The organism is Photobacterium malacitanum, from assembly GCF_900185615.1.
Lineage (GTDB): Bacteria > Pseudomonadota > Gammaproteobacteria > Enterobacterales > Vibrionaceae > Photobacterium > Photobacterium malacitanum.
Genome location: NZ_FYAK01000006.1, coordinates 137,380 through 159,444 on the forward strand (window position 1 = coordinate 137,380; position 22,065 = coordinate 159,444).

The window sequence follows — 22,065 nt, forward strand, 5'->3', positions numbered from 1 at the left end:
TTATTACCACAACACGCTTAAGCTGATACCAATAAAAATGACCATCCCGACATAATTGTTATTTAAAAAAGCTTTAAAGCATTGCTCACGCTGCCGGCCTTGAATAAGCATTTGTTGATAAACAAACAGTGCTGATGCAACTAATAACGCCCAATAATACCCCTGGCTCAGCTGTAAAATTCCACCAATAGCAATCAACAATATAATCGTTGCCAGTTGTAATATACCGACAATTAATTTATCAAACCGACCAAAAAGAATCGCTGTTGATTTAATCCCAACTTTAAGATCATCATCACGGTCAACCATTGCATATAGCGTATCGTAAGCAATCGTCCACAATATATTTGCCACAAATAATAACCATGCTACCGCTGGTAATGTACCTGATTGCGCGGCATAAGCCATTGGAATTGACCACCCAAATGCAGCCCCTAATACCAATTGTGGTAAATGGGTATAACGCTTCATAAATGGGTAAGCAGCCGCCAGTATCACTGCCACAACAGATAGCATTATGGTGAGATTATTCATGGTCAGTACTAATAAAAAAGACACGAGTACCAATAAACTAAATAACCCTAATGCTTCGCGTTCAGACACTTTTCCTGATGGCATTGGTCGATTAGCAGTGCGCTTTACATGACCATCGACATTACGATCAGCAAAATCATTGATCACACACCCTGCAGCGCGCATAAACACCACCCCAAACACAAATACCAGCAACACATCAGTTTTAGGAAAGCCATCTGCTGCTAAAAATAACGCCCATAAGGTTGGCCACAATAATAATAAACTGCCAATTGGGCGATCAAAGCGGGCTAACTGCCAAAAAGCTCTGGCTTTGGTGATTTCTAACATCCATTTTCCTTAGCATATACTGGTGATTGGGTTAAAAATAATTCTGCCACCAGCATTGGCTTATCATTGATCCATAATCTCGAACGACGCGCCCATCGTGGCTGCTGTTGAGTGCCGAGATTAGCAACTTCTAATGCATCGCGGCGTGAATTTTTAGTATTAAAAACACGATAGCCTAATGGACTATTTCCGAGATCAACAAGGTCTTGTTCCTTACCACTTAAGGTGGTCATCGGAATCAATGTTCGTGCAAATACCCACGGCTGTTGATCGCCATAAAGTATCACTTCTCGCTCTAAGCAATCACTATTACCAATCAGTTTCCGTTCCATCATTGATAAGTGATCATTACTGATAATTGTTTGTGCTAATACCGTCACCGAAAAGTGTTGGCAATATTGCGCCAACCGACGTGACAATGATTCAGACTCTAGCAACCAAGCTCCATGCGCAGTGTGCTCTAATGCCCACGATTGAACCGAGTACCACTTGGCACTCTGTATCAAAGGACTGTACAACTGATTGAATTCCGACATTTTTATACTACAAAATAAATATACACGTGATCAAAATACTTGGTTGGAAACGGTTAATTTATTACCATATTGATCTGCTATTGTAGCAAGAGGTTATGAGTTCGAATATCGTTAACCTTAGTAGATTACACCTTGTTAAGCCTAAATGTCCCTAACTGCATGAGTATAATCATGAAAAAAACTGTTTTTATCGCGAGTTTATTGATGGCGATAACATTAATCTCGCCAGCCACTTATGCAAAACCGTCACCAAATAGCGCGACTCAGTCAAACATTACCTATTACACCTTAGCGCCAGATATCACCACGAACTACATTGTTAATGGTAATCGACTTGGCTATATTCGACTCCAAGTTGATTTAATGATCTCTGATAATAATCAGCTTATCAATATTGAACATCATGCCCCTTTAATTCGCGATACCATCATTAGCATCATCAGCCAGCAATCAGAGCAACAAATAAAATCATTGGCTGGACGTGAAAAAATTCGCCAATTAAGCAAACAAAAAATCAACCAACTATTAGTTGCAGAAACAGGTCATGCTGCGATCAACGAGCTATTATTTACTAAATACTTGTATCAATAATCACAGCCACAAAAAAAGCGCCCTTCGGCGCTTTTTCATCAATATAACCACTAATTATTATTAAGCGGCGGCAATTGCCGTTTGCGCTTGACGATCTGTAATATAGTCACCAATTAGCTGTTGCTGAGCTGCCGTTAAATACAAGCCTAACTTACTTCGTCGCCATAAAGCATCAGCGGCGGTTTGAACAAACTCATACGCAACAAGGTAATCAAGTTCACACTGGTAAACCCCTTCCCCAAAATGTTGCCCCATATCGGCTTCATCATTAATACCAGCAAAAAGTTTATCAACACATGAACCATAATTATGTGCCATACGTTGGCAGGTGAATTCATCTAACCACGGATAGTGTTGCTGCAAACGTATGGCTAACTTATTACCATCAAACTCCGCGCTTCCCCCCGGTAAATAACTGTCTTTAGTCCATGGCGATCCCATCTTGGTATAAAAGGGAGCCAATTTTTCCAAAGCAGATTCAGCCAACTTACGGTAAGTGGTTAGCTTGCCACCAAACACCGACAATAATGGTGCTTCATCAGCTTGTTGTTCAAGCTCTAAAGTATAATCACGGGTCACAGCTTGAGGAGAGTCTGATTCATCATCACATAGCGGCCTTACACCACTCCAATTCCATACCACATCGTCACGTTGACATTGATGAACGAAATGGTTGTTATACACCTCAAGTAGATAATCAATTTCCTGCTCATCAATCGCAACCTCGCGTGGATCACCATGATACTCAACATCAGTAGTACCAATAACAGAGAAGCGATCCAAATACGGAATCACAAACACAATCCGATTATCTTCGTTCTGAAGAATATAGGCTTGGGGTTGATCATGGACCCGCGGCACCACAATATGTGAACCTTTAATTAAACGAATATTACGCGGTGAGGTTAAGTCTGTCTTTTGATCATAAAATGATTTCACCCACGGTCCAGTTGCATTAACCAATCCGTGTGCGCAGCGTTGAAAAGTTGCTCCCGTTAGTACGTCTTTAATCGTCACTCGCCATATATCACCGTCACGGATGGCTTTTTCAACTCGGCAACGATTACGCACTTCAGCACCATGATTCACCGCTTCCATGGCATTTAAAATGACTAACCGTGCATCATCAACCCAACAATCAGAATACTCAAAACCTTGCTTTATCGTTGGCACTAACACTGATTCAGCACCAAACGATAGTCCTTTACTGGCCGCTAAAGTAGTACGCTTGCCAAGATGATCATATAAAAACAGACCAGCTCGAATCATCCATGCTGGGCGCAAATGAGGTTGATGTGGTAGCCGAAAACGCATTGGCTTAGCAATATGAGGGGCTTTTTTTAATAATACTTCACGCTCAGCCAAAGCTTCTGCAACCAATCGAAACTCGTAGTGCTCAAGATAACGTAATCCACCATGGATCAATTTTGAACTTGCTGATGATGTCGCAGAAGCAAAATCCTCCGCTTCATAAAGACCGACGCTCAATCCACGACCCGCAGCATCCGCAGCAATGCCAGCACCATTAATACCACCACCAATTACGATGAGATCTAAAATTTGACTATTGTCGAGGTCGCTTAATGATACTGTCATAATGTTCACACCCATCCAAAATAATATAACAAAACGAACCATTAAATGTTCGTTCGAAACCTATGATGTGATAATAGCGTATATATTGATCTAATCCAGCATTGGTTAATATTGTTGTGACATAAATTTGATCATTAGCGCAAATTTGGCTTTTATGGCAATAACAGATAAAAAAAACGGGCTTCTATAATAGAAGCCCGTGATTAAATATCTGTGCGATTCTCGATGAGGGGTTACACCACGACCTCAAAATGGGTTTCATTTTGCTGCAACTGCTCAAGCAAACTTGCAGGCGGTAACTGATCGGTAAATAACATATCAACTTGACTAATATTGCCTAAATTCACCATCGCATTGCGACCAAACTTGGTATGATCAACACCGAGCATGACACAGCGGCTATTTTCAATGATAGCTTGTTTAACCCGTACTTCATGGTAATCAAAATCTAGCAGTGAGCCATCAAGATCAATGCCACTGATGCCTAAAATGCCGAAATCCAAGCGAAACTGTGACACAAAATCCAGTGTTGCTTCACCAACAATGCCACCATCACGATTACGCACTTCACCACCAGCTAAAATAACCCGAAAATCTTCTTTAGCCATCAACAAGCTAGCGACATTAAGGTTATTGGTCACGATCCGTAAATCATTATGGTTCATTAATGCACGTGCAACCGCTTCAGGGGTAGTACCGATATCAATAAATAACGTTGCACCATCGGGAATATGGCTCACCAATGCCTGAGCAATGCGATCTTTTTGTTCTAACTGTAATACTTGGCGAGTGCTATAAGCAGTATTAACTGAACTGGAAGGGATCGTCGCCCCACCATGATGACGGCGAATTTTATTTTCATCAGCCAACTCATTAAGATCACGACGAATAGTTTGCGGACTGACGTTAAAGCGTGCCACAAGATCGTCGGTACTGACGTATCCTTGGCTCATGACTAAATCAATAATTTCTTGATGACGTTTACTTTGCTTCACGGCTGGAAAGCTCCTATCTATACCTGCCATATTCAGCAATGAAAGGTAATAAAAACAAGGCTTCGCCAATGCGAAGCCTTTTTATATTACTCACAGCTTTACTCAGAAGCCAAACTTAATCAGCCATTTTGTTGCTGTAACTCAAGTTGCTGTTGTTGATAGAGCTTCTTTTCACCAACCATAGTGATAATAAAAAAGAAAATCGCCAACACACAAGCCCCTGTTAGCACAATAAAACCACCATCCCAACCAAAATGATCCACCGTATAGCCAAGCAATGCATTGGCAGCCACAGCACCGCCTAAATAACCAAATAGACCGGTTAAACCTGCCGCTGTTCCTGCTGCTTTTTTAGGGGCTAGCTCTAATGCATATAAACCAATTAACATTACTGGGCCATAAATTAAAAAGCCAATGGCGACCAACGCCATCATATCAATACTTGGATTACCTGCAGGATTGAGCCAATACACTAACACCGCAATAGTCACTAGCGCCATAAATAGAATACCTGCCGGTGCGCGGCGACCTTTAAACAATTTATCAGATATCCAACCACATAATAACGTTCCCGGAATACCTGCCCACTCATAGAGGAAATATGCCCATGATGATTTATCAACCGTAAACCCTTTCGCTTCCCCTAAATACACTGGTGCCCAGTCTAGTACGCCATAACGAATCAAATACACAAACGCATTGGCAATCGCAATAAACCACAATAATTTATTATTAAAAATGTACTTAAAGAAAATTTCCTTTGCAGTCATCTCTTCTTCAAATGATTTATTATAACTTTCAGGGTAATCATCTTTGTATTCTTCAATCGCTGGCAAGCCACAAGATTGCGGCGTATCGCGCATCACCAACAGTGTGAAACCGGCGACTAAGAGCGCAAAGAAAGCCGGTACATAAAATGCTGAGCGCCAATCATCATTAAACGCCCATAGGCCAAAGATAAATAATGGTCCAATTAACCCCCCACCAACATTATGGGCTACATTCCATACCGAGACTAATCCGCCCCGCTCTTTATGCGACCACCAATGCACCATGGTGCGCCCACATGCTGGCCATCCCATTCCTTGAAACCAACCGTTTAAAAACAGCAGGATAAACATCGCAGTAATACTACCTGTAGCCCATGGCATAAAACCAAAGCACAACATAACTATTGATGACAATATCAATCCCGAGGCTAAAAAGAAGCGAGGATTGGATCGATCGGATACATTCCCCATTAAAAATTTAGATAAGCCATAAGCAATTGATACTGCTGCAAGTGCAACCCCCAACTCACCGCGACTATAACCATATTCTTCAATCAAATAAGGCATTGCTAAGGAAAAGTTTTTTCTAACTAGATAGTAGCCCGCATAACCAAAAAAAATACCGACAAACAATTGCCACCGCAAGCGCTTATAAACCGGATCAATACTGCCATCAGGTAAGCGCTGTGTATGCGCTACTGGCGTAAATAAACCAAACATAGAGGTTCCTTTCTGTTATCTCGTTACTGGAGTGCCATTGGCGTATAGCAATACGCTACTGGCATCTTCTCAATGATAATTGTTAATCTTTCACTCAATAAATAGCCATACAGCTTTCGCTGTCGCTCAAAACGATGCGAATTATTGCGCGAATGAATAATTAAAAATGTGAAAACAGTCAAAAACAAACAGATAAATATGAATAGATATGAAAATGGGTAGGATTTATATCAATATTGGACTCACTATCAACTAATCAACAGTTTTAGTTAATATTGATAGTGGTATTGGTACCGTAATGATGCCGTCAAGCGAAACATCATTACGGTTGTTTGAGGATTTAACGCGAGAAAACTATGATTTAGGCTTGATAAGTTTGGCATCAACCAACGCAATCGCACAACCGGTTAGCAGTCCCATCAGGTGAGCCATATTGGCAATCGCTATCCCAGCAGGCTCTGCAAAACCAATGATAAGCCACACCAACATAAACACCACGTAAGATCGAGCAATCACTAACCCACGCTGCGGAGCCAGCCAACCCATCCACCAGATATAGCCTAATAAGGCATAAACAACACCAGATAAACCGCCAAAATTAGGCCCATCCAGCCAAAATTGACCAAAACCAGAAATCAATGATGAGATCAGAAACAGTTGTACTAATTTAGCAGAACCACTGTGACGTTCAATTTGTCCGCCTAATAACCACCACCATAGACAGTTAAAAATCACATGTAAGGCAGAAAAGTGTAGTAATGCATGGCTAAAGTAGCGCCATAACTGCCATTGATCACCATTCATAAATGGAAAATGAAACCAATTAAACAGTAGTGATTCAAATCCAAGTAGCCACAAGCCATAGAGCACGAGTGATATCACCATCACCGTCAGTGTAAATGGTCCAGCTTGTGCTTTGACCATTGAGATCAAACTTGGACTCGAATAATCAAATTTTGCAGTGCGGCTTTCAGCCACTTGCCATGAGGCTTCTTGGTATTTGCTATTATTAGGATCAGCAATAAACGCATTCAATTCCGCTTCAGCTTCAATCAGATATTGGCTATCTGGTAGCCATAATGCAAATTTACCCTCAGGCTCTGGCGCTAAAGTCAGTTCAATACCCCGTGAAGCCATATAATCAATAAATGCCTGTGCATGACGAGGGTTATAAAATTCAGCTAAGCGATGCATAGTTATCACTCTAATAGATAAGATATTCTAAGTATTAAACACGCGTGGTGGTTACATCAATAGTAGCCACTCCGCTAGTTATTACTCATTTTATCAATGGCAAACTTAACTAAGCTTGTACCATAGGTAATGCTTCACGACGCCAAGCCTCAAAGCCACCATCAACACTATACACCTGCTCATAACCTTGATTTGCCAAATACTGTGCAGCCCCTTGACTGCTGACTCCGTGATAGCACATCACTAATACTGGCTGTTCAAAATCAACGTCATCCATAAATGCCACCATGGTGTCATTGGTTAAATGAAATGCCCTTTCAGCATGCGCAATCGCATATGATTGAGGATCGCGAATATCGACCAGTACCGTCTCGGGGTGTTGTAATAACTGCTGCGCATCGTGAACTGAAAGATGTTGAAACTGTTCCATACTATTTCCTTTTAATGATCCTATAAGGACAACAATTTATGCCACCAGCCAGAATTGAGATCAATATTGACAACGGATCGCCATCACATGATCCTGACACTGACTTTGTCAAAATAATGCATTAGTGATCATTGTACCTTAGCTTTAGTTGAGTATCTTCCACCCAAAAAATAGGGTTTATCCACAATATAACCGCCCTCATCAAGGGCAACACTTCAATCGCGACAAGGGCTTGTCGCTGACAACACTGCCATAGTGAACACAAAGTGACCAGCTGTGGAAAATCCTGTGGATTGCGTTGATAATGTGGTTACCAATAAAAAGATCCACTACATGTAGATCGGATCCTACTATAAGCTGTGGATAAGTCGATTAAACATACACACATCTATGCACAAATGTGACTTATAACACATAAAATCAGACAGATAACTCACTCACTAACCATGGGAATTATTTGCCACTATTGGTGACGATCAATAGCTATAAAAAAACCGACACTAAGGTCGGTTTCTCAATCATTAACGCCAGTGAGCTATCAGTAAAAATCACCCACCGCTTCTTTTAACTTCTTCATCGCGTTCTTTTCTAACTGACGAATACGCTCAGCTGATACGCCATAACTGTCAGCTAAATCTTGCAGAGTTGATTTTTGATCATCTAACCAACGTGAACGAACAATATGTTGGCTACGCTCATCTAAACTAGCCAATGCTTGTGACAGACGATTATTAGCATGGTTTTCCCAATTATTTTCTTCATAACTCAAGGCAACATCTGAGCCTTTATCTTCAAGGAAATAAGCGGGAGCCGTCGGGGCTGAGTCACGTTCATCATCATCATTTTGCATTTCAAACGTAGGGTCTTGCGCAGCTAAACGTGATTCCATCTCGCGAACTTCAGCGGGTTCAACCCCGAGCTGTTCAGCGACCATATTGACTTCATCGTTATTAAACCAACCTAAACGCTTTTTAGATTTGCGCAGGTTAAAAAACAGTTTTCGCTGTGCTTTAGTGGTTGCAACTTTGACTATACGCCAATTACGTAACACATACTCATGGATCTCAGCTTTGATCCAATGAACCGCAAAAGACACTAATCGCACCCCAACCTCAGGATTAAAGCGCTTAACGGCCTTCATCAAGCCAATATTACCTTCTTGAATCAAATCAGCAATCGGTAATCCATAGCCAGAATAACCACGAGCAATGTGTACCACGAACCGTAAATGGGACATCACTAATGCTTTCGCCGCGTTAATATCGCCGTCATAGTGCAGCGCTTCAGCCAGCTCTTTCTCACGCTCAGGCGTTAGCATTGGATAACGGTTTACAGTCTGAATATAACTTTCAAGACTATCCGCCGAAACTAGAACTAATTTCGACATCTCATTTGACATTCGAAAACCTCGTGTAATTTTTGTGCGATCACAACGGTTATTGAGCACATGCTATCGTTGTGTGAACCGACAATGATGCCTGTAAACATAGTTCAAATGCAAGTCGAAGCGCAAATATATATGCTTATAAGCATCACTTTTTCTTATCGTACTGTTTTAAAACTATTAACAATAATCGCTATACAGGTTTAATTTCACGTAAATGGCGTCCAGCAGCAAGGCGAGCAGCTATTAAGCCAAGGAAGGTTGCCACCATAACCATGATCAGTGTTTCATCCCAACTTAAACCCAACATTCTAAAATGACTGCCATACAAATCAGATAATTTGGCAACCGCATCGCCTAATAACAGTGTGACACCTTGCGTTAAGCCCCAAGCAATTAATGCAGCAATCAAGCCATACCAAACACCAACATAAAGATAAGGTCGTAAAATATAGCTATCTGTTGCGCCAACCATCTTCATCACTTGGATTTCGTCTTTATGACTTAACACTTGTAAACGTAAGGTGTTGCCAACAATTAAAAATACCGCAAACAGCATTAAGCCCGACATTAACAGTGCCAAGGCAACGGCCAATTGTTGAATTGCAGCTAGGCGTTGTAACCAGTCTTTATCGAGACGCACTTCAGCAACATGACTCTGCTGACCCAGTTTTTGCGCGAGTTCATTGGCTTTTGCCGTTGTTTGCCAGTCATTATTAGGCTCAACAATCACTACTGCAGGTAACGGATTATTTTGCTCATCAAACAAGCTCAACGCTTTTTCAAAGCCGCCATTTTGACGGAATTGTTCTAAGCCTTGCTCAGCAGTAATGTATTTAACACTATTAACTTGTGACCAATTTTTAATTTTATCTGCCAACGCCTGGCCATCATCATTACTAGTATTATGCTTTAAATACAAAGTGATCTGACTTGGATTTTGCCATGCATCTGCCACAGCTGTAATGTTTTTTGCCATTAAGTAAAACGTACATGGCAACGTTAACGCGACAGCCAATACCGCTAAGGTTAAAAAATTACCTAAAGGACGACGAAACATGTCCTTTAATGCAGAGCTTGCTTGCTGGCGATGAATTGCAAAAAAGCCAATAGATTTACGCGCCATGTGCCAGCTCCCTTAAATTACCTTTATGTAGGTCTAAACGACGATAATCACGGCTGGCAAGCAATGATGTATCATGGGTTGCCATTAATACTGTAACGCCAACCCGATTAAATTCTTCAAACAAACGTAATATTTGTTGTGATAACTCAGCATCAAGATTACCAGTTGGCTCATCAGCCAGCAGTAACATTGGTTTATTGACAATAGCGCGGGCAATGCCAACGCGCTGTTGTTCACCGCCAGATAATTGGATAGGCAAACATTTTGCCTTATCCAATAATCCAACTTTATCCAAAGAAGCGCTCACACGACGTTTGATATCATGCTCATTCATTTGTTCAACCCGTAATGGTAGGGCAATATTATCGAAAACACTGCGATCCATTAACAGTTTATGATCTTGAAAAATGATACCAATATTTCGGCGCAAAAATGGAATTTGCTTATGTGGCAAACGAGTAATATCGTGACCATTGAACCAAATCTTGCCGTCACTCGGACGCTCAAGGGCACAAATTAATTTCAGCAGCGTACTTTTACCGGCCCCAGAATGACCAGTAAGAAAAGCCATATCTGCTGGTTTTAGGTGAAAATCTACTTTTTGTAGGGCTTGCCTACCACCACGATAAGCTTTACTTACCTGCTGAAATCGAATCACTTTATTATTCCTCGTTGCTAAATAATGCTTCTATAAACTCATCGGCCGCAAACGGTCGTAAATCATTAATGCCTTCACCAATACCAATATAACGAATTGGAATATTAAATTGATCAGCAATTGCAAAAATAACACCACCTTTAGCGGTACCATCTAATTTAGTGATGGTGATCCCAGATACCGGTGCCACTTCACTAAATAGTTTTGCCTGACTAATGGCATTTTGACCAGTGCCGGCATCCACTGTCAGCATAATTTCATGCGGTGCTTCACTATCAACTTTCTGCATTACCCGCACGATCTTACGCAACTCTTCCATCAAGTTGCCTTTGTTTTGCAGTCGCCCTGCGGTATCAGCAATAACAACATCAACATTTTTGGCTTTAGCTGATTCAATCGCATCAAAAATGACTGATGCACTATCAGCGCCGGTATGTTGAGCGATCACTGGAACATTATTACGCTCACCCCAGACTTGCAGTTGTTCAACAGCCGCGGCACGGAAAGTATCACCCGCCGCTAGCATCACTGATTTGCCTTCAGCTTGGAATTGCTTGGCTAATTTACCAATGGTCGTGGTTTTACCAACACCGTTAACACCAACCATTAAAATAACATACGGCTTTTTGGTCATATCAACCACTAATGGTTGCTCAACTTTAGCCAACATCTCACCTAGCTCATCTTTCAATAAGCCATAAAGCGCTTCACCGTCATTTAAATCACGACGTGATGCTTTGTCAGTAAGGTTATTAATGATCTTGAGTGTGGTGTCCATCCCTACGTCGGCAATTAAGAGTTGTTCTTCTAACTCTTCAAATAATTCATCATCAATTTGCTTGCCACGGAATAAACCAAAGAAACCAGCACCAAAATTGGTTTTAGTGCGTTTTAAACCACGCATTAAGCGGCTAAAAAAGCCTTCTGATTTTGGTTTTTCTTGCTCAACAGCTGTCGTTACAATCGCTGTGTTCGCATCATCAACGGCTGTAATAGTATCACTAACATTGGCTTCATCAGCAGTATCGGCACTAAAAGTTAGTGATGACTCACTTTCATCATTAGCTTCGATATCTTCTGACTTTTTATTTTTTTCAACGTCGGTATTTAGATCGTCAACGTCACTATCGGTAACAATAGTATCGTTTTGCTGATCATTTTCTTGCAACGTTGCAACCAATTGGCGATCATTAGTTTCAGCAATTAATTCTGATTCGATAGGCGTGTCGAGCTCAATGTCATGATTATGACTGGCTTTTACCCCCTCATCGTCAGAGGAATGTGTTGATTTTGGGCTATCAACCGAGCCATCAACTACTGATTGATCAGTAGCTTGTTCCTTTGATGCGTCATTATCTTCAGAGCTAAATCCTAGCCATGAAAATAGTCCGCGTTTCTTTTTTTCTGCCATTGGCAAATCCTAGCGCTTGATTGGTACAATTTACGGCCTAAAAACAGGTGTATACTATCATTTTCTTAACGGTCAAAAAAATCTATGACGCAGCGAAGACAGCAAACAACTCGCAAAACACAAAATAATCGTCCTGGTGGGTTCGTTAGAATCATCAGCGGACAATGGCGTGGACGCAAATTACCCGTTCATGATGTCGAAGGACTCCGCCCAACCACTGACCGTGTCAAAGAAACACTTTTCAACTGGTTAGCGCAAGACATTTATCAATCTAAATGCCTTGACCTCTTTACTGGCAGCGGTGGCTTAAGTTTTGAAGCACTTTCACGTGGTGCTGAAAGTGTTACTATGCTTGAGCTTGATAAAACAGCTGCCGCGCAACTAACAGTGAATCTCAATACCGTAAAAGCAACCAATGCAACCGTCATCAACAGTGATAGTTTACGCTTTTTGTCACAAACAGGTACGCCGCACGATATTGTTTTTATCGATCCTCCGTTTCGAAAAGATCTTATTCAAGATGTTATCACAGCGTTAGAAAATAATGGCTGGTTAACACCACATGCAATGATTTATATTGAAGCAGAAAAGGAATTGGGTCAGTTGGCAATCCCTAGCCACTGGCATTTACATCGCGAAAAAAGCGCTGGCCAAGTCTGCTACCGCTTATTTGCTAGAGAGGAACCATGAAAGCACTGATCATTACTGCCAAAATAGCGATAGCCTTTGTATGGTTAATATTGTTCATTAATATCGTTCACCCTTTTCCTGGGGTTTCAGCAATTGCGCTTTATATCATGACCGCATTTTTGTTCATGATGCACGGCTTACAAATGCTTATTTTTGTGGGCGCGTTTGGCGATAAAATCAATATGTCGCGTTGGGAGCATTGGTCAATTTTAATTTTTGGTATCTTTGCGCTGCTTGATATTCGTCGCAAGCACATGATGTAATACTAATAGAGCGAGCAACATCATTGATGCTCGCTTTACTACCAACACAACACCAGCTATTACTCAGCGCTATCATGTTGACACTGCCAACATAGTTCAAATTGGCCCTGATTAAGCTCACCACAGTGACGACAATACCAATCACGATAATCATTACGTAAATAGTTCTCAATAATAGCTAACGCTTGTTGTCGTTGAGCTACGGTTACCCATAACTGCACCTCCACAACCCCCATGGGGAGTTCACCCGCCGCTGCCGCTAATGCCTCACCCGTTAAACGGACCGATATTCCCATACTTTCTAATAATCCCTTAACGCTATGGGCTTCTAAACTATTACTGGCACCATACAAACATTGCCATTGCTGATCGGTCATCCACCTTCCTCATTACGTGAATTATCATTAAATTAAATGATAGCAGTCATCACTCAAACCTCTGTCTTTAATCTTAAACCGCTGTTGTAAGCAGTTAAGTCTCATATAGTAAGAAAAGTCATCAATAACAATAACCACAATCAATCACAGCGCTAAAAAACCAACCAAATAAAAGAAAAATACAGCCAACAAAAAAACAAAAAAACAAAAACTTAAACAACACAAACCCAAAAATACACACCAAAAACTAACAACCACAACCAACAGTAAATTAACGCCTAAAACAACCACCCTAAAAATCGCCAACATAATGAAAAACAAGCATTTTAGCTATTTTACGCACAAAAAACATAATCATGACAAACACAATCACAAAAAAACAACCATTAAATAGCCATACCCTTATTCATTGGCTACTTATTGCCATTTTAAACAATAAACTCACTCACAAATAAAAATGTAGTAATGAAAACTGTAGATTAAATAAAAATAACATAATAAAACAACAACTTAAAACAAAACCAAACAGAAGATAAAAAAGTAACATTAAATTCACAACAATAAAAACATTGTTTTAATGCTAATAAACAGCTCTTATTGACACCTTAAAATGTTTTTAAGCTAGATATATAGCAACTTAACTTGTCAAACCAACTAAAACAATGCTATCTTAATTGTCAAGATAAAAACACACCACCATCAGGAATACAAAAATATGCTTTCACACTCACAAAAACAAGGTCTTGTAATGATTGCAGTTGTTGTTGGTTTAATGACACTACCGATAATCTACTAAGTCATATTTAAGAAACAAAAAAATAGCGCCTAATGGCGCCATTTTTTTATCTGGGTTATCAATTTAGTTGATTGCTATAATGTAATGTGTTGCCAATGATAAAAATAAAACCCTAATGCAGCTAATGTAATACCACCAAGTAATATCACAGCAACCCCCCATACTAAGCGGCTACTACGCGGCATTAATTCCCGCTCACACTCCACACATAAATCGATAAATCGTTGATAATCATTCGATGATGACGTTGATGCATCTGTCGTTATTATTTGCTGATGCATGCTCACTAACTGGTTAAGTTTATTCACAATATCATCAGGAAAACGATTACCACAACTGTGAACTAATTGCGTTAAATCAGTTCCTTTAGCATGATAATGTTGGCGCAGTAAATCTTCTAGCCGACGAGATTTATCAATCACTTGATCAATATCCATCATCACCTCCCTCGATATTAAATAATGATTACCTTACCTAAGCTATTTATCCAATATAGTGTTTTAGTAAAATAATTGTATTTAGATCACGATTTTATTATCGATAGCTAGGGATGTAGAAATTAGCTGTGAATAATAGCGCAGTCTCTATCTAATATAGCTTATTAACCACCAAGGAGTTTGGGAATGCCGATATGGATTGTTATCGTACTGTGCCTGCTATTTTTATTGGCATTAGCGTATTTTAGTTATAACTATCGCCGCCATACCTTAGGTATTGACGCACCGGAAAAACAAGTTGAAGTACAAATTCTCGATAAACAAAGTAATCGTATTATTGGTGCACAACCAGGGGAAGAAGACGAGGAATATTGGTTTTATGTTCAGCCACTAACTGGCGGGCCTAAACGAGAGTTTATGATTGGTATTCATTATTACCACGCCTTAAATCCCGGTGATATTGGTACCATGACTTACCGCGGGCAGCAATTTATTCATTTTGCATTAAAACGTCAATAAGCCGCAATTCTGTTTGCTCACTGATGGGTGAGCAAACAGGCTAGCTTCAGTTATGGCACTAACCACGCCGTATAACGACTACGGCTTAATAACCAACTGGTTGCTAACGCCAAACTAGCAGCAATTACGGTCCATACTGGAATAGCAATTAAAGGATTAGCAAAGTAAAGATCATATTCTCGCAGTGGCCACAAAAAAATTGGATGAATCAAATACACGCCAAGACTGTATTTACTCAACCATGCTAATTTATTGTGGGTAGATAAGCGTAATTTATCACTCGCCCAGCGACACAATAAGAAAACAGTCGCCGCCACCAATGCCGTATTGAGGGTTTTATACGACATCCAGCGTCCCATCTTATATTCATTTGCCGCAAAACTATGGCTAATAACATTATAATCAGTCGCCACTAGCGCAATTACTGCTAGAGGCAATAGCACCATCAAACTTGGCCAACGATATTGATACAGGCAGTAACCTAACAATAAATAACCGCTATAAAGTAAGTAGGTTTCACTCCATAAGCCATCGACATAAAACAGATATAACCCCGTGATCACTAGCCATACCATAATCACCCCTTTAACTTGTCCTGGTTCTGCTTTTTGGACCCACCATTGAATAATCGGAATCAGCAGATAAAGAGGAATGAAATAATAGAAAAAACCAAGATGGTAATAGGTTTCGTGAGTGGGCATTTTTTTAAGTATCGACCAACTAACGTTGCTATCAAAACCACTCGTTGTTAAGCCTGAAAATAACGCGTAAAAAACTGACCACACTAAAAATGGCACTAAAACTTTACCTAGACGGCGTTTAATATAATAGGCCGGTTTAAACGGCCGCTGATCACTGAGCATTAATGCGCCAGTAATCATGATAAAGACAGGTACAGCCCAGCGACTGAGGCTATTAATGGTAATGGCACTGATCCATTGCCAATCGGGTATCTGGCCGATTTGATCTCGATAAGGGCCAAGGACATGAATCACGACAACTGCCAAGGCAGCAACCACTCGCAGTAAATCAAAAAATCCTATTTTTTCTCTCACCAATGGCCCCTTATATAAAAAGCAGATACAAAAAAGCAGAGCCATAATCATTTACGGCTCTGCTTTAAATATAGCAGTCACTTAACAGCAAGTATCTATCACAGTAATGAATTAACCGATAACTCACTCATTGTTGACAGCAATTTAACCTGATAATTAAGGCTGTTGACGTGTTGCAGCTAATACAATTTCACGCACACATAAATTTTGTGGTTGGTTATAAGCATAGCTGATCGCATTGGCGATATCTTGTGGTGCAATCACACCGCCCATACCGTGTTTCCACTCTTCATAACCAGCTTTAATTGCATCACTGCTGGTGTGAGTCAATAACTCAGTTTCTACTGCACCAGGAGCAATAGTAATAAAGCGCACGTTATCATCTGCTACTTCTTCACGAATATTTTCAGTGATCGCATGCACAGCAAACTTAGTACCACAATAAGCAGCATGGTTAGGGAATGTTTTGCGACCAGCAATTGAACTGATATTAATAACAGTACCACCTTTACGCGCTTTCATTTTCGCTAGCACGACATGAATACCATTCAACATCCCCATCACGTTAACATTAAACATGGTTTGCCATTCAGCAGGATCCTGCTCATCAGCAAGGCCAAGCAACATCATACCTGCATTATTGATTAAGCAATCAACTGGACCAAATTGTTGTTCTGCTTCTGCAACTGCAGCTGCAATCGCTTGTACATCAGTCACATCAACTTGACGGCATAATGTATTAGGTAGATTTAAAGCTTCCATTTGTTCAACACGACGTGCCAATAGCAATAATGGGTAGCCTTCTGCTGATAATTTACGTGCTGTGGCTTCACCAATACCTGAACTTGCACCAGTGATTACGACTAAAGATTTTGACATGATTTTTTTCCTCTAGAATAAACCGCACACTTGATGCAGCCAGCTAAGAAGCTGTTGATGGCAATAACTATAGAACGAATTTTCACAACTTAAAAATATCAATTTCCTTGGTTTATCATCAAAAAAACCTATGGCTAACTCGCTATCGTCATAAGTTTCAACAATGTGGTAGGCTAGTAAGATCTTTTTTAAGTGAGTATCAGTTAATGGATTTACGCTTATTACGTTTTTTTATTGCGGTTTATGAAGAAAAAAACATTACCTTGGCCGCCGAACGCTGCTGTGTATCACAACCTTCAATATCTAGTGGTATCAAACAATTAGAGCAAGAACTCGCCACCCAACTGTTTATTCGTCACAAAAAAGGCGTCAATCTCACTGACGAGGCCCATTACTTATATCCATTGGCGATTCGATTACTTAATGACGTTAATACGCTGCCACAGTTATTTCAACAGCGCACAGAAAGATCACCACTGACTTTGGCTAACTTTGCCGATCTTAGCCAAACTCAATTAGCGACAATATTTAGCCAACTGCAACAGCAGATCCCTAATGTTTTATTAGAATTAGTTGATCACGACCGTGCTGCTGATGCGCGTATTACACTTGATATGTTTAAAGCTGAAGATGAGATTTTTTTGCCGTTATGGGAAGAAGATTATGTACTGTGTATGTTACCCAATCACCCATTAGCTAAGTTAACCAGCGTGTCACCACAACAATTACACCAGCACGATTTTATTGAATGCCCACCTTGTGAGGCTCACCAACAAACAATTGGTTTATTAGCCTGTGATGGTTTATCGGTTAATCTGGTAGCAAAAGCAGAACACAAAACGCAAGTAATGCATTTAGTTCAAGCTGGATTGGGGATCTCTTTTCTACCAACGGGAGTATTAGAAAGTGCCAATCAATTAGTCACAGTCCCCCTTGAAGGACCACGCATGTTTCGCCGTTTAGGATTATGTTATCCTGCCGCTAAAACCCTCAATCCCGCTTTAGCGGCTTGCATTAAGGTGTTAAGTCAACAGCCCCCTTACAAGCATTAATCAACGATTAAGTTTTGCCTATTACAACAATAAGAAAAATCGAATTTTTTATACGCGTCAACCTGTTTATGCTGCAACTTAAGTTAATGGCGATTTAATAAATAGGTTATATCATGAATACAGCTCAACACACTTCTCATGCACTGGTTGTCGAAGGCGGCGCGATGCGCGGTATTTTTGCCAGTGGTGTGCTGGATGCATTTCTAGAAAATAACTATTCGCCGTTTGACTTTGCGATTGGCGTTTCAGCTGGCGCAACCAACCTTATTGGCTATTTAAGTGGTAATTATGGCCGTAGTCATAAAATTATTACCCAATATTCACGCGATCCACAGTTTATCAATTTTTCACGCTTTACCCATGGTGGTCATTTAACGGATATTGATTGGTTATGGCGTACAACCTCGCGTTATTTACCGCTTAATTTATTTCACTATGAACAACGTCAAATTCCGCTATATGCCACCACAACCAATTTAGAAACAGGTCAAGCTGAATACATCAAAGTAACGCGCAATAACATTACACCAGTAATGGAAGCGACCTGCGCTCTACCTGTTGCTTATCGCAATAACCCAACAGTTAATGGTGTTGCAATGAGTGATGGTGGAATCGGTGATTCTATTCCTGTGATTGAGGCTTATCGTCGTGGTGCGCGTAACATTACTGTTATTTTATCCAAACCACTTGGCTTTCATAAACATGACACCAAACTACCGTGGTTAATTAAATCAATGTTTCATGATCACCCCGCTTTTGCAGCAGCAGTAATGACGCGTGCGCGTCGTTATAATGCAGCGCTTGATTTTATTAATAACCCGCCAGCAGATTGCACCATTACCGTGATTGCACCTAATCAGAATTTTCAGGTTGGTCGCTTAACCCGCAACCTCAACAAATTAGAACAAGGTTATTTGCAAGGTAAACAAGCTGGCCATCGAGTATGTGGCATCATCCCTTGTGAAGGTGAGCATTGCGATCCCAAGTCATTAGTCGCCTGATTTATACCATCACCGTGTAATAGGTTAAAGCTATCGTTATAATAGAAGCAAACAATTGTGCCTATTGATTCTTTTTACCTATACTGGCTACATCAAAACGAAATAGCTTTTCGTTTTTAACTTATTCAATGAGGAATACATCATGGCTCACCAAACCAATTTAATCGGTCTTGACAGTGATAAAGCTCAAGCGCTGGCCACTGACCTCAACCAATTATTAGCTGATTACCAAGTCTTTTATATGAATAGTCGTGGCTATCATTGGAATATTAAAGGCCAACAGTTTTTCGAATTACATTTGAAATTTGAAGAGATTTATACCGATCTTCAGCTCAAAGTTGATGAATTAGCTGAGCGTATTTTAACCCTAGGCTATACACCGAATCATAGCTTTAGTTGCTACTTAGCAACAACTGAGATCAAAGAACATCAAAACATCAGTGATGGCTTACACGCTGTGCAAGGTCTAGTAAATGGTTTTAGTATCTTACTTGGCCAACAACGTCGAATTCTTATTGCTGCTGGTGATGCGAATGACGAAGGTACTGCGGCATTAATGGGTGATTATATTCGCGAACAAGAAAAATTATTGTGGATGTTAAACGCTTATTTACAGTAATAACAGATACCAAATCAGTGAATTAGTCATCCACTGATTAGAATATACTTATGTGATGTGAGTATATTTATTAAAGGCGACCCGCCTGACTACAGCAATACATTATATGGTTCTTTTGGGGTCTTTATGGCCCCGTTTTTTTTATGATGGTGGATTATTAATTTGTACGCATTTTTCCGCCCATGCTACTGCCTGCAAATAACTCTGCTGTACTTGTTGTTCTGATATTCCTAATCGACAACATTCAATCGTTACCTGCTGCCAATCTGCTTTATCAAAAGCATCAACTAAGTTTAATACTTGTCCAAGTTGCCCCTGTCGTTCTAATAATGCCATTTGAATATTAGGCTGTAACTTTAATAGCACTAACAGTTCCGCTAACGAACTATCTAATAACGCATCCAATAATGAAAACATGCCAGCTAAAAATGCCTGTTGTGGTGGTAGTGTCAATGCACTGCAATCAACCAACTTTTCACACATTTTTGCTCGTTGCAACGATAAGGCATATAAAGCCTTAGGTTTATCAAGTGCCGCATGTGCAGTTGCTACTACTCCAACAAACATACGTAGCTTTTCTTCACCTAAATACACCAACGCTTGACGAAATGAGCTAATTGGCTCAATTAATCTACAGTTAGTTTGATTGACATAACGCAGCAATAAATAAGACAGTGAAACATCATGGCTAATAATATTTTCAATATCAGCAAAATTGACTGGTTCATTACTAATCGCTTGTAATAATTGAATAGTCGTTAACTCAGAGGCCGCAACTTTACGCCGCTTAAGCAACTCTGGACGGCTAAAGTAATAGCCTTGAAAAAGATCAAACCCCGCATTAAGCGAGGTTTGAAAATCAGTATAGGTTTCAACTTTTTCAGCTAAAAACTTCACTTTCAGATGACGATTATTGCGCACAAAATCGCACGCTTTTTCCAAACCAAGCATCAGTAAATCAAGTTTAATAATATGAACATAGCGAAAGAAACGCTGCCATCTAACATCATACTCAAAATCATCGAGAGCAATGATATAGCCCTTACGATGCAAATGCTTAATCGCTAAAAATAACTCATCATTAGGCGTACAGGTCTCTAGAATTTCAATCACCACTTTATTTTTTGGCAGCAAAAGCGGCATTAAACTAACTAAACAATGTTGCGGAAAATTAATAAAATTGCGTTGACCACGATAAGCATAATCATCACCAATAGCCATATAGTTTTCAACCACAAGCCGACAGGTTGCCTGATCTGCATCAATATTAGGAAAAGCATTGTACTCACCATCACGAAATAATAATTCATGACCAATCGTTTGTTGACGACGATTAAAAATAGGTTGGCGAGCAACATAAGAAAACATGTTAATAATACCTTTCGATCACAGTGATTAATGGTCTATTTCAATTGAAATAAATGATATCCGCTGAAGTTGAGCTTTATGCACGAGCTAAAGCAAGTAGTGCGCCACAACCAATAAACATCGATCCAAAAATACGATTAAGACGTGTCATTACTGCTGCTGAGCGAATATAACCGGTAAAACGAGACGCTAAACAGACATAAAACAGCATTACTCCAGCATCAATGATCAGTGTCGTTAAACCTAAAATTAATAGCTGCGGTAATTGTGGTTGAGTGGTATCAATAAATTGTGGAAATAACGCCACCAAAAATACAATTGTTTTAGGGTTAGTAAGGTTCACTAATACTGCACGTTGAAATAAACACTTACTTGTTACTGACCTATCAACATCCTCTAGCGCTAATGTACTATGTTCACGCCACTTCTGAATACCTAGCCACACCAAATACCCGACGCCGATCCATTTAATCAATGTAAACGCCAACGCTGACTGCGCAACTAATGCGCCAAGCCCAACCCCCACCAATATAATGTGAACAGCCATACCTAATTGTAAGCCAACAATTGATGCTAAGGATTTACGCCAACCATATACCATACCATTACTGATCGAGTTAACGGTGCCAGATCCAGGTGCAAAACTAAAGACAATGGCAGCAACGACATAGGCAAGCCAAATCTCAATATTCATTTAATATTCCCTTACTATTCAAATACTCAAAAGATGTCGT

Annotated in this window: 24 protein-coding genes; 7 read left to right on the forward strand and 17 right to left on the reverse strand. The window is 40.1% G+C overall.

Features of this window, described 5'->3' with window-relative positions; genetic code table 11:
* Positions 1-3: 3 nt before the first annotated feature.
* Positions 4-864 carry a 4-hydroxybenzoate octaprenyltransferase gene (gene ubiA / locus PMAL9190_RS14045; protein ID WP_087845739.1) on the reverse strand — a complete coding sequence of 287 codons (861 nt, stop codon included), beginning with the start codon at positions 862-864 and terminating at the stop codon, positions 4-6.
* Positions 858-1,400 carry a chorismate--pyruvate lyase family protein gene (locus PMAL9190_RS14050; RefSeq protein WP_087845740.1) on the reverse strand — a complete coding sequence of 181 codons (543 nt, stop codon included), beginning with the start codon at positions 1,398-1,400 and terminating at the stop codon, positions 858-860. The genes ubiA and PMAL9190_RS14050 overlap by 7 nt, the downstream gene beginning before the upstream one ends.
* Positions 1,401-1,571: 171 nt before the next feature.
* Here PMAL9190_RS14050 and PMAL9190_RS14055 point away from each other — a divergent pair, with 171 nt between their 5' ends.
* Positions 1,572-1,991 (forward strand): flagellar basal body-associated protein FliL, encoded by a 420-nt coding sequence (locus PMAL9190_RS14055; protein ID WP_087845741.1) that lies wholly within the window; start codon positions 1,572-1,574, stop codon positions 1,989-1,991.
* A gap of 60 nt (positions 1,992-2,051) precedes the next feature.
* On the opposite strand, the gene glpD is transcribed toward PMAL9190_RS14055, so the two are convergent.
* The 9 genes from glpD to ftsY form a co-directional block, all read right to left on the reverse strand.
* Positions 2,052-3,587 carry a glycerol-3-phosphate dehydrogenase gene (gene glpD, locus PMAL9190_RS14060; RefSeq protein WP_087845801.1) on the reverse strand — a complete coding sequence of 512 codons (1,536 nt, stop codon included), beginning with the start codon at positions 3,585-3,587 and terminating at the stop codon, positions 2,052-2,054.
* A 233-nt stretch (positions 3,588-3,820) separates the two neighbouring features.
* On the reverse strand, positions 3,821-4,582 hold the full coding sequence (locus PMAL9190_RS14065) for a DeoR/GlpR family transcriptional regulator (RefSeq protein WP_087845742.1): 762 nt from the start codon (positions 4,580-4,582) through the stop codon (positions 3,821-3,823).
* A 119-nt stretch (positions 4,583-4,701) separates the two neighbouring features.
* A complete protein-coding gene (gene glpT, locus PMAL9190_RS14070; RefSeq protein ID WP_087845743.1) occupies positions 4,702-6,072 on the reverse strand; it encodes a glycerol-3-phosphate transporter in 1,371 nt (456 codons plus the stop codon).
* 354 nt (positions 6,073-6,426) lie between these two features.
* Positions 6,427-7,266, reverse strand: coding sequence for a rhomboid family intramembrane serine protease GlpG (gene glpG / locus PMAL9190_RS14075; protein ID WP_087845744.1), 840 nt, complete (start codon positions 7,264-7,266; stop codon positions 6,427-6,429).
* A gap of 109 nt (positions 7,267-7,375) precedes the next feature.
* Positions 7,376-7,696, reverse strand: a complete 321-nt coding sequence (gene glpE / locus PMAL9190_RS14080; protein WP_087845745.1) for a thiosulfate sulfurtransferase GlpE — start codon at positions 7,694-7,696, stop codon at positions 7,376-7,378.
* A 538-nt stretch (positions 7,697-8,234) separates the two neighbouring features.
* Entirely contained in the window at positions 8,235-9,095 is an 861-nt protein-coding gene (rpoH, locus tag PMAL9190_RS14085) for an RNA polymerase sigma factor RpoH (RefSeq protein ID WP_087845746.1), read from the reverse strand.
* A 178-nt stretch (positions 9,096-9,273) separates the two neighbouring features.
* Positions 9,274-10,206 carry a permease-like cell division protein FtsX gene (gene ftsX, locus PMAL9190_RS14090; protein ID WP_087845747.1) on the reverse strand — a complete coding sequence of 311 codons (933 nt, stop codon included), beginning with the start codon at positions 10,204-10,206 and terminating at the stop codon, positions 9,274-9,276.
* Complete coding sequence (ftsE, locus tag PMAL9190_RS14095; protein ID WP_087845748.1) at positions 10,196-10,864, reverse strand: cell division ATP-binding protein FtsE; 669 nt, start codon at positions 10,862-10,864, stop codon at positions 10,196-10,198. The genes ftsX and ftsE overlap by 11 nt, the downstream gene beginning before the upstream one ends.
* Positions 10,865-10,868: 4 nt before the next feature.
* Entirely contained in the window at positions 10,869-12,275 is a 1,407-nt protein-coding gene (gene ftsY / locus PMAL9190_RS14100) for a signal recognition particle-docking protein FtsY (protein ID WP_087845749.1), read from the reverse strand.
* An 84-nt stretch (positions 12,276-12,359) separates the two neighbouring features.
* Between ftsY and rsmD the strand changes: the two genes are divergently transcribed.
* Together rsmD and PMAL9190_RS14110 are read left to right on the forward strand one after the other, a co-directional pair.
* Positions 12,360-12,965, forward strand: a complete 606-nt coding sequence (gene rsmD, locus PMAL9190_RS14105; RefSeq protein WP_065169232.1) for a 16S rRNA (guanine(966)-N(2))-methyltransferase RsmD — start codon at positions 12,360-12,362, stop codon at positions 12,963-12,965.
* Entirely contained in the window at positions 12,962-13,228 is a 267-nt protein-coding gene (locus PMAL9190_RS14110; protein WP_087845750.1) for a DUF1145 domain-containing protein, read from the forward strand. Before rsmD ends, PMAL9190_RS14110 begins: the two co-directional genes overlap by 4 nt.
* Positions 13,229-13,287: 59 nt before the next feature.
* Here the strand turns inward: PMAL9190_RS14110 and PMAL9190_RS14115 are convergent, their stop codons facing one another.
* Both PMAL9190_RS14115 and PMAL9190_RS14120 read right to left on the reverse strand, forming a co-directional pair.
* Positions 13,288-13,605 (reverse strand): putative signal transducing protein, encoded by a 318-nt coding sequence (locus PMAL9190_RS14115; RefSeq protein WP_087845751.1) that lies wholly within the window; start codon positions 13,603-13,605, stop codon positions 13,288-13,290.
* An 870-nt stretch (positions 13,606-14,475) separates the two neighbouring features.
* Positions 14,476-14,841 (reverse strand): DUF4145 domain-containing protein, encoded by a 366-nt coding sequence (locus PMAL9190_RS14120; protein WP_087845752.1) that lies wholly within the window; start codon positions 14,839-14,841, stop codon positions 14,476-14,478.
* A 183-nt stretch (positions 14,842-15,024) separates the two neighbouring features.
* On the opposite strand from PMAL9190_RS14120, the gene PMAL9190_RS14125 reads away from it, so the two are divergent.
* A complete protein-coding gene (locus tag PMAL9190_RS14125) occupies positions 15,025-15,357 on the forward strand; it encodes a DUF2500 domain-containing protein (protein WP_087845753.1) in 333 nt (110 codons plus the stop codon).
* Between the two features lie 50 nt (positions 15,358-15,407).
* On the opposite strand, the gene PMAL9190_RS14130 is transcribed toward PMAL9190_RS14125, so the two are convergent.
* Both PMAL9190_RS14130 and PMAL9190_RS14135 read right to left on the reverse strand, forming a co-directional pair.
* Positions 15,408-16,412, reverse strand: coding sequence for an acyltransferase (locus PMAL9190_RS14130; RefSeq protein WP_087845754.1), 1,005 nt, complete (start codon positions 16,410-16,412; stop codon positions 15,408-15,410).
* Between the two features lie 156 nt (positions 16,413-16,568).
* The gene (locus PMAL9190_RS14135; protein WP_087845755.1) at positions 16,569-17,291 is read right to left on the reverse strand and encodes an SDR family oxidoreductase; all 723 of its coding nucleotides are present in this window, start codon (positions 17,289-17,291) and stop codon (positions 16,569-16,571) included.
* Between the two features lie 206 nt (positions 17,292-17,497).
* Between PMAL9190_RS14135 and PMAL9190_RS14140 the strand changes: the two genes are divergently transcribed.
* The 3 genes from PMAL9190_RS14140 (at position 17,498) to PMAL9190_RS14150 (ending at position 19,963) form a co-directional block, all read left to right on the forward strand.
* Entirely contained in the window at positions 17,498-18,343 is an 846-nt protein-coding gene (locus tag PMAL9190_RS14140; RefSeq protein ID WP_087845756.1) for a LysR family transcriptional regulator, read from the forward strand.
* A 113-nt stretch (positions 18,344-18,456) separates the two neighbouring features.
* Positions 18,457-19,344, forward strand: coding sequence for a patatin-like phospholipase family protein (locus PMAL9190_RS14145; protein WP_087845757.1), 888 nt, complete (start codon positions 18,457-18,459; stop codon positions 19,342-19,344).
* A gap of 142 nt (positions 19,345-19,486) precedes the next feature.
* Positions 19,487-19,963, forward strand: coding sequence for a Dps family protein (locus tag PMAL9190_RS14150; RefSeq protein ID WP_087845758.1), 477 nt, complete (start codon positions 19,487-19,489; stop codon positions 19,961-19,963).
* Positions 19,964-20,104: 141 nt separating this feature from the next.
* Here PMAL9190_RS14150 and PMAL9190_RS14155 read toward each other — a convergent pair whose 3' ends face one another.
* Entirely contained in the window at positions 20,105-21,331 is a 1,227-nt protein-coding gene (locus PMAL9190_RS14155) for an EAL and HDOD domain-containing protein (RefSeq protein WP_087845759.1), read from the reverse strand.
* Between the two features lie 76 nt (positions 21,332-21,407).
* Positions 21,408-22,025, reverse strand: a complete 618-nt coding sequence (gene rhtB / locus PMAL9190_RS14160; protein ID WP_087845760.1) for a homoserine/homoserine lactone efflux protein — start codon at positions 22,023-22,025, stop codon at positions 21,408-21,410.
* Positions 22,026-22,065 lie beyond the last annotated feature (40 nt).

What these genes read in the sequence shown, in the direction of transcription:
- ubiA (WP_087845739.1), bottom strand. Translation starts at nt 864, where the DNA reads ATGTTAGAAATCACCAAAGCCAGAGCTTTTTGGCAGTTAGCCCGCTTT.
- PMAL9190_RS14050 (WP_087845740.1), bottom strand. Translation starts at nt 1,400, where the DNA reads ATGTCGGAATTCAATCAGTTGTACAGTCCTTTGATACAGAGTGCCAAG.
- PMAL9190_RS14055 (WP_087845741.1), top strand. Translation starts at nt 1,572, where the DNA reads ATGAAAAAAACTGTTTTTATCGCGAGTTTATTGATGGCGATAACATTA.
- glpD (WP_087845801.1), bottom strand. Translation starts at nt 3,587, where the DNA reads ATGACAGTATCATTAAGCGACCTCGACAATAGTCAAATTTTAGATCTC.
- glpT (WP_087845743.1), bottom strand. Translation starts at nt 6,072, where the DNA reads ATGTTTGGTTTATTTACGCCAGTAGCGCATACACAGCGCTTACCTGAT.
- glpG (WP_087845744.1), bottom strand. Translation starts at nt 7,266, where the DNA reads ATGCATCGCTTAGCTGAATTTTATAACCCTCGTCATGCACAGGCATTT.
- glpE (WP_087845745.1), bottom strand. Translation starts at nt 7,696, where the DNA reads ATGGAACAGTTTCAACATCTTTCAGTTCACGATGCGCAGCAGTTATTA.
- rpoH (WP_087845746.1), bottom strand. Translation starts at nt 9,095, where the DNA reads ATGTCAAATGAGATGTCGAAATTAGTTCTAGTTTCGGCGGATAGTCTT.
- ftsX (WP_087845747.1), bottom strand. Translation starts at nt 10,206, where the DNA reads ATGGCGCGTAAATCTATTGGCTTTTTTGCAATTCATCGCCAGCAAGCA.
- ftsY (WP_087845749.1), bottom strand. Translation starts at nt 12,275, where the DNA reads ATGGCAGAAAAAAAGAAACGCGGACTATTTTCATGGCTAGGATTTAGC.
- rsmD (WP_065169232.1), top strand. Translation starts at nt 12,360, where the DNA reads ATGACGCAGCGAAGACAGCAAACAACTCGCAAAACACAAAATAATCGT.
- PMAL9190_RS14110 (WP_087845750.1), top strand. Translation starts at nt 12,962, where the DNA reads ATGAAAGCACTGATCATTACTGCCAAAATAGCGATAGCCTTTGTATGG.
- PMAL9190_RS14115 (WP_087845751.1), bottom strand. Translation starts at nt 13,605, where the DNA reads ATGACCGATCAGCAATGGCAATGTTTGTATGGTGCCAGTAATAGTTTA.
- PMAL9190_RS14120 (WP_087845752.1), bottom strand. Translation starts at nt 14,841, where the DNA reads ATGATGGATATTGATCAAGTGATTGATAAATCTCGTCGGCTAGAAGAT.
- PMAL9190_RS14125 (WP_087845753.1), top strand. Translation starts at nt 15,025, where the DNA reads ATGCCGATATGGATTGTTATCGTACTGTGCCTGCTATTTTTATTGGCA.
- PMAL9190_RS14135 (WP_087845755.1), bottom strand. Translation starts at nt 17,291, where the DNA reads ATGTCAAAATCTTTAGTCGTAATCACTGGTGCAAGTTCAGGTATTGGT.
- PMAL9190_RS14140 (WP_087845756.1), top strand. Translation starts at nt 17,498, where the DNA reads ATGGATTTACGCTTATTACGTTTTTTTATTGCGGTTTATGAAGAAAAA.
- PMAL9190_RS14145 (WP_087845757.1), top strand. Translation starts at nt 18,457, where the DNA reads ATGAATACAGCTCAACACACTTCTCATGCACTGGTTGTCGAAGGCGGC.
- PMAL9190_RS14150 (WP_087845758.1), top strand. Translation starts at nt 19,487, where the DNA reads ATGGCTCACCAAACCAATTTAATCGGTCTTGACAGTGATAAAGCTCAA.
- PMAL9190_RS14155 (WP_087845759.1), bottom strand. Translation starts at nt 21,331, where the DNA reads ATGTTTTCTTATGTTGCTCGCCAACCTATTTTTAATCGTCGTCAACAA.
- rhtB (WP_087845760.1), bottom strand. Translation starts at nt 22,025, where the DNA reads ATGAATATTGAGATTTGGCTTGCCTATGTCGTTGCTGCCATTGTCTTT.